This is a genomic window from Spirochaetaceae bacterium (assembly GCA_009784515.1).
GTDB lineage: Bacteria > Spirochaetota > Spirochaetia > WRBN01 > WRBN01 > WRBN01.
The window spans coordinates 1-6,771 of sequence record WRBN01000094.1; the positions used below are offsets into that span (position 1 = coordinate 1).

At 42.1% G+C, this 6,771-nt stretch carries 8 protein-coding genes; 5 read left to right on the forward strand and 3 right to left on the reverse strand.

Annotated features, from left to right (window positions below; translation table 11 throughout):
- The 3 genes from pgk to FWE37_08690 form a co-directional block, all read right to left on the reverse strand.
- Positions 1–827 (reverse strand): phosphoglycerate kinase (gene pgk / locus FWE37_08680; protein MCL2521054.1); only part of this gene is annotated, 827 nt, incomplete at its 3' end.
- A gap of 36 nt (positions 828–863) precedes the next feature.
- A complete protein-coding gene (locus FWE37_08685; protein ID MCL2521055.1) occupies positions 864–1,232 on the reverse strand; it encodes a hypothetical protein in 369 nt (122 codons plus the stop codon).
- An 11-nt stretch (positions 1,233–1,243) separates the two neighbouring features.
- The gene (locus tag FWE37_08690; GenBank protein MCL2521056.1) at positions 1,244–1,693 is read right to left on the reverse strand and encodes a hypothetical protein; all 450 of its coding nucleotides are present in this window, start codon (positions 1,691–1,693) and stop codon (positions 1,244–1,246) included.
- A 119-nt stretch (positions 1,694–1,812) separates the two neighbouring features.
- Between FWE37_08690 and FWE37_08695 the strand changes: the two genes are divergently transcribed.
- The 5 genes from FWE37_08695 to FWE37_08715 all read left to right on the forward strand — a co-directional run.
- Complete coding sequence (locus FWE37_08695) at positions 1,813–2,796, forward strand: ketoacyl-ACP synthase III (GenBank protein ID MCL2521057.1); 984 nt, start codon at positions 1,813–1,815, stop codon at positions 2,794–2,796.
- 45 nt (positions 2,797–2,841) lie between these two features.
- Positions 2,842–3,792: an ACP S-malonyltransferase gene (locus tag FWE37_08700; protein MCL2521058.1), complete on the forward strand. Its 951-nt coding sequence runs from the start codon at positions 2,842–2,844 to the stop codon at positions 3,790–3,792.
- Between the two features lie 58 nt (positions 3,793–3,850).
- A complete protein-coding gene (fabG, locus tag FWE37_08705) occupies positions 3,851–4,597 on the forward strand; it encodes a 3-oxoacyl-[acyl-carrier-protein] reductase (GenBank protein MCL2521059.1) in 747 nt (248 codons plus the stop codon).
- Positions 4,598–4,691: 94 nt separating this feature from the next.
- The gene (fabF, locus tag FWE37_08710; protein ID MCL2521060.1) at positions 4,692–5,912 is read left to right on the forward strand and encodes a beta-ketoacyl-ACP synthase II; all 1,221 of its coding nucleotides are present in this window, start codon (positions 4,692–4,694) and stop codon (positions 5,910–5,912) included.
- Positions 5,913–5,998: 86 nt separating this feature from the next.
- Positions 5,999–6,771 (forward strand): ATP-grasp domain-containing protein (locus tag FWE37_08715; protein ID MCL2521061.1); only part of this gene is annotated, 773 nt, incomplete at its 3' end.

Below are 6,771 nucleotides of genomic sequence, written 5' to 3' on the forward strand. Positions count from 1 at the left end.
ATATCTTTAGCGGTAGCGATAAAATCGTCTTCTACCAAGCTTTTGCCAATTTGGTAACCTTGTGCCTTTAAAAAGGTGTAGGCCATGCCGCCGCCAATAATTAGGCTGCCGGCAGTTTTTAAGAGGCTCTCCAGCACGGCAATTTTGCTGGATACCTTAGCGCCGCCTACAATAGCCACCATCGGTTTGGCGGGGTTATGCAGGATAGGGTCGAGGTACTGCACTTCTTTTTCCATTAAAAAGCCGGCGTAAACTTCGCCCTTCATAAATTTGGTTACACTGCAGGTGCTGGCGTGGTCGCGGTGAGCGGTACCAAAGGCATCGTTGACATAAATATCACCCAGTTTGGCAAGTTCTGCGGCCATTGCATCACGTTCTGCGGCCTCTTTGCTGGTTTCACGGCTATCAAAGCGGGTGTTTTCCAGCATTAAAATGGCACCGCCAGTTAAGGTATGGGCCATCTTTTCGGCCTCCGGTCCGGTAGTTACGGAACAAAAAGCAATCGGCTTACCGAGTGTTTTAGCCAAATATTCACTTACCGGCTGCATACGGTTTTTACCGGCCCAAAATGCCTCTTTATCAAAGGCTTCGCCTTTCTCTTTGGCCTTTTCTTCGGCTTTTTTGGCATCTTTTTTTGGATCTCCCAAGTGGCTCATTAAAACAAGTCCTTTAGCGCCTTGCTCTAAGATGTAATTGATGGTAGGTAGAGCCGCTTTAATACGGGTATCGTCGCCTACCACGCCATTTTTCATGGGTACATTAAAATCTACCCGCATTAATACTAACTTGTCTTTTAAGTTAGCCTCTTTAACTGTTTTTAATTGCATATTTTTTCTCCAAAATTGGGGTTGGGTTATAGGGCTTTAAGCTAATTCCACTTCTTCATTTATTTTTTCAATAGCATTAGCCATTGGTTTTCGAGCAGAATCACGTGCGGCAAAATAGAGTTCAGGCAGACGATTTCCTTTAGAATATGTATCTATAATATCATCGTTATTATCTCTTATAGTTATATAATAATTTTCGTCTTCATTGGTGTTTATAGGTAATGAGGCCATAAATTCTTTAATAGAATCTACCTGATTAGCAGATATACTTAAACTATATTTTTTAATAAAAGTAATAAAAGTATTGCTTCTGACCGTTTTTTTCCATTTAATTTTATTCTTTCTAGTCTTTTCTATTAGCTTATCAATGTTAATTAAAGGTTCATAATTCTCTACTTCTTCCATAGTATTTCTCCCTAGCTTGATATTTTATTTTTATGATTTAACGATAAAAGTTCTTCTTTTAGGTTGTTAAGGGCGTCAATATACCCTTCCTCCATACCTTCTTTAAGTTTTCGATTATCTTTGTTTAATTTCCTGAAATCTTTATCCATTTCATTCACTTGATTTATAGCATAAGTCATAGTTTCCATATCTTTTTTTCGTTTTATATTAGCTTTTACGTCTATGAGTAAACCTTTTAAGCTTTCTAATAAGATATATACTATTTTATATTCTTGATATTGTATAAGAGTTTTTATTCGCTCTATCTTCTCAGCGGCAGTGCTAGTATTAGCAGTAATTGAGCGCTTCTTAATTTCACTTATATTTGCTCGATTTTGTAAAGTTAAGTAAAAACTAATGAAAGTAACTATACCAACAATAACATTAAAAAAAACCATACTCAATACTACAAAATTAACCACTGTTAGTCAACCTAGCGGCATTATATAACAACCAGCATATTAGACATTTATTAAATAAATGTAAAAATAAAGTTGAAAATATACTTGACACTTTTATTAATTAGTGTAAAATAAAAACTATGATAACGATTAAAGGTATAGGGGCTTATCTACCACAAAAGATAATGAAAAATGACGATTGGCGGGCTTACTTTGATACCAGTGATGAGTGGATATACAGCCACACCGGTATTAAAGAACGGCATGTGGCGGCCGATGACGAGGCTACCAGCGATATGGCCGTTAAAGCAGCCCATAAAGCCTTAGAGCAAGCCGGTATGACCACAAGTGATATTGATATGATTATCTGCGCTACCTGTACGCCGGATTATATCGGTTTTCCTTCTACCGCTAATTTGGTGCAAGGTAAGCTGGGAGCCGGTACGATACCGTCGTTTGATATTCGCTCGGCCTGTACCGGTTTTATTTATGGCCTATCTGTAGCGGCAGGGCAAGTTGCTACCGGTATGGCTAAAAATGTGCTTTTGGTAGCCAGCGAAACTTTAACCCGTATGCTGGATTGGCACGATCGCGGCTCGGCTATTTTATTTGGCGATGGCGCAGGCGCAGCGGTCATTAGTAAAGCAGAGCAAAAAGATAGTTTAATAGATATAGTTTTATATAGCAAAGCCGATGATAAAGCCTTAGTAAGGCCGATGGGTGGTATGAAAAACCCGTTGCCTTTAATTGGTCTTAGTGCTGAGGAAGTTAAAGAAACTTTATTAAAGATGGACGGCCATGCCGTTTATGCCTTTGCAGTGCGCGCTATTAGTGATGTAGTTAATACTATTTTAAACCGTAATAATTTAAAGATAGAAGATGTGGATTATGTAATACCGCATCAAGCAAATAAACGTATTATAGAGGCCGCCTGTGTTCGTAATAAGTGGCCTATCGAAAAGTTTTTTATGAACCTTGATAAAGTAGCTAATACCTCAGCAGCCTCTATTCCTATTGCTCTTAACGATATGCAAGAGCAAGGACTGCTTAAAAAAGGTATGAAGCTTATCTTGCCGGGCTTTGGGGCTGGGCTAACTTGGGGCGGGGCTTTAATAGAATGGTAGGCGGGGCCAGCCCCAAGTTGAGAACTGAAAGTTGAGAATGAGGTAATGATGACATCAATTTTATTATTCCCCGGACAGGGTGCGCAAAAACCCGGTATGGCGCGTGATTTATACGAAAAATATAGTGAAGTAAAAGAGCTGTTTAAAATAGCCGGCGACTATAGCAGTTTTAATGCCGAAAAATTACTTTTTGAAAGTACGGAAGACGAATTAAAAGAAACCGAACGTACCCAAGTAGCCATTACTTTAGCTAATTTAGCTAGTTACGAAGCCCTTAAAGCTGAAGGATTGCTGGAAGAAGTGTTAGGTGTAGCCGGGTTTAGTTTGGGCGAATACGCTGCCCTTAAAGCGGCCGGTGTTTGTAATTATGAAGATATTTTTACCTTAGTGGCCGAACGCGGCAGGCTAATGGCTAAGGCCGGCAAACAGATTATTGAGGCGCGCGGGGCGGTAGCGATGGCTGCCGTGATGGGCCTTTCGGTGCAGCAGGTGGAAGAAGTGGTGAAAAGTTTAGGGCGCGATGATGTTTTTTGCGCTAACTATAATAGTCCCACCCAATTAATTTTAAGCGGGTTAGAGGCCGGCATTAATGCCGCTGAACCTTTGCTGAAAGAGGCCGGAGCCAGAAGGGTAATGCCTCTTAAGGTTTCCGGGCCCTTTCATACTCCGCTGCTTAATGAGGCCGCTGCCGGTTTTAGCGAGGTGCTCGGTAAGGTAACTTTTAATAATCCTATTATCCCTATCTTTAGTAATGTAAGCGGCCGGCAGATTAGTAGCGGTGAAGAGGCGCGCAGCTTATTAGCTAAACAGATATGCAACCCCGTATTGTGGCTGGCGGTAGAGGAAGGCTTAAAAAAATTAGCCGCTGCCGATACAAAGGTAATTGAGTGCGGGCCGGGTAATGTGCTGGCCGGCTTATGGAAGGCCATTTTTAATGAAAAAGTTGAGCTTGCTGCTACAACTGCGCAGATAAGCGAATTAAAAAGTAAAAATTAAGAATTAATAACTGATAATTTTTAATTATTACTTCTTAATTATTAATTTCGGAGGAAGTATGTTATTAAAAGATAAAATAGCCGTAGTAACCGGTAGCTCGCGCGGGATAGGTTATGCTATCGTGCAAAATTTTTTAAGCAACGGAGCTATTGTTATATATACCAGCCGCACCGGCGCTGAAGTACCGGCGGAACTGCAAGAGTTAGCCGCTAAACATAGTACTACCATTACTGGGGTGCAGCTGGATATAAGTGATGAGCAATCTATTATCAATGCTGTAAAGGCGGTGATGGAGCAGCATAAACGTATAGATGTATGGGTAAATAATGCCGGTATTACTCAAGATGGTTTAATTTTGCGTATGCCTAAGGCCGATTTTGACAAAGTTATTAATACCAATCTTACCGGCGCTTTTATTGCCTGCCGCGAGGTAGCTAACATTATGGTTAAGCAGCGCAGCGGCGCTATCATTAATATGGCCAGTATTGTGGGCAAAATAGGTAATGCCGGACAAACCAATTACAGTGCCAGCAAGGGCGGCCTTATTGCCTTAACTAAAAGTTTAGCGCGTGAGGTAGCGGCACGCGGGGTGCGGGTTAATGCTATTGCTCCCGGTTTTATTGCTACCGATATGACTAATGTGCTAACCGATGCCCAAAAAGAGGCTTTTACCAGCCAAATCCCTTTAAAACGTTTGGGTACGGCAGATGACGTAGCAACAGCTACCGTTTTTTTAGCCAGCGATTTAGCCGGCTACATTACCGGCCATGTGCTAGATGTAAATGGCGGTCTTTTAATGGACTAAAGATTAGTTAAGAAATAAAAATACATATTTTTTAATTATTAATTTTTAATTATTACTTGGAGGAAATATGCGCAGACGAGTTGTTGTTACCGGAATGGCAGCTATAACGAGTGTTGGCCTTAATTTAGAGGAAAGTTGGCAGGCTATAAAGGCCGGTAAAAGTGGTATTGGGCCGGTAACCCAGTTTGATACTACAGGTTTTGCTACCACCATAGCCGGCGAAGTAAAAAATTTTGATATTACGCAGTTTATTACTAAAAAAGAGGCGCGGCAAATGGCGCGTTTTAGCCAATTTGCTGTAGCTGCCAGTAAGATGGCGGCCGAGATGGCTGGTCTTACAGAAGGTAATTTTAATCGCGAACGAGCCGGTGTCTTTTTGGGTGTAGGTATAGGTGGTTTTGAGGTGAGCGAAAAGGGCAGCGCCGATGTCCTTACTAAAGGGCCGCATAACATTGAGCCGCTTTATATCCCTAAACTTATTGCCAACGAGGCCGGCGGTAATGTGGCGATTACTTTAGGTTTACACGGCCCTAACTGTGCCATTACTACCGCTTGCAGCAGCGGCACCGATGCCACTGTGCTAGCAGCCGATGCTATTAGGGCTGGCCGGGTTGATATTATGTTTACCGGCGGCGCCGAGAGTACCATCTGTAAATCGGCTTTTGCCGGCTTTAATAAATTAATGGCTATGAGTACCGCTAATGAGTATCCCGAAAAAGCTAGCCGCCCCTTTGATAAAGACAGAGGCGGCTTTGTAATGGGTGAAGGTGCCGGTATTTTGATATTAGAAGATTACGACCATGCCGTAGCACGCGGGGCAAATATTATTTGTGAATATGCCGGCGGTGCAATGACTTGTGATGGGTACCATCTTACCGCTCCTAGTCCCGATGGACGCGGGGCTACACAAGCCTTTAAACTGGCCTTAGCCGATGCCGGCTTGCAGCCTAGCGATATTGGTTATATTAATGCCCACGCTACCGGCACGCCACTTAACGACCCGCTAGAAAGTAAGGTTTTTATTAATGTTTTTGGAGAACATGCTACCAGCCATAAATTGCTAATTAGTGGCAGTAAAAGTATGCTTGGCCACACTTTAGGCGCTGCCGGCGGGATAGAGGCTATTGTGGCTATTAAGGCCTTAACCGAAGGTTTTGTCCCGCCTACCATTAACCTTGATAATGTGGATACAGAGGCCGGTTGTACCTTAAATTATGTACCAAAGGTAGGTGTTAAGGCCGAGCTTAATGCTGTAATGAGCGATACACTAGGGTTTGGCGGCCATAATGGGGTAGTTTGCTTTAAAAAGGTGTAACCCTCTTAAAAATTAATAATTAAAAAGCAGGAATTAAGAATAGGTATTTTTAAATTCTTACTTTTTAATTGAATAAGGGAATATTTATGAAGAAGTTAAGTCATAACGCACGTATCGGTATTGTTAATAGGGGCGAAGCAGCCTATCGTTTTATCAGGGCTGTTAAGGAATACAATTATCTCAATAGTACACAATTTACTACAATTGCTTTTTATATCGATAAAGAATCTACCGCCGTCTTTGCGACAGAGGCCGATGAAAGTTATGCTTTAAGTAGTTTTAGTAACTTTAGTAAAGTAAAAAATAGCGCTTATCTTTGCCATGAATTACTTATCGAGGCCTTAGTGCAAAGCGGCTGCGAAGCGGTATGGCCGGGCTGGGGTTTTGTTAGCGAAGATGCCGATTTTGTTGCTAAAGTAGAGGCCGCCGGTCTGCTTTTTATTGGCCCCAGCAGCGAAGTTATGTTGCAAATTGGTGATAAAATTAAAAGTAAAGAACTGGCCGAAGAGGCAGGCACGCCGGTAACCCCTTGGAGTAAAAGTGGTGTGCCTACTTTAGAAGACGCTTATGTAGTGGCCGAAAAAATTGGTTACCCTTGTGTAGTTAAAGCCAGTAATGCCGGCGGTGGGCGCGGTATTCGGTTTGTTTTTACTAAAGAAGAAATGGAAGCGCAATACCAAAGTGCGGTAGAAGAAACTATCCGCATAACCGGTACGAACTTAGTTTTTATCGAGCGTTTAGTGCGCTATGGTCGCCATCTTGAGGTACAAGCTTTAGCCGACAGGCACGGCTGTATCCGTACCTTTGGTGTGCGTGATTGTAGTGTGCAGCGTAAAAATCAAAAAATTATCGAAGAAAC

Coding starts and splice junctions, on each gene's coding strand:
- fabG (MCL2521059.1), top strand. CDS start 3,851: ATGTTATTAAAAGATAAAATAGCCGTAGTAACCGGTAGCTCGCGCGGG.
- FWE37_08685 (MCL2521055.1), bottom strand. CDS start 1,232: ATGGAAGAAGTAGAGAATTATGAACCTTTAATTAACATTGATAAGCTA.
- FWE37_08700 (MCL2521058.1), top strand. CDS start 2,842: ATGATGACATCAATTTTATTATTCCCCGGACAGGGTGCGCAAAAACCC.
- fabF (MCL2521060.1), top strand. CDS start 4,692: ATGGCAGCTATAACGAGTGTTGGCCTTAATTTAGAGGAAAGTTGGCAG.
- FWE37_08695 (MCL2521057.1), top strand. CDS start 1,813: ATGATAACGATTAAAGGTATAGGGGCTTATCTACCACAAAAGATAATG.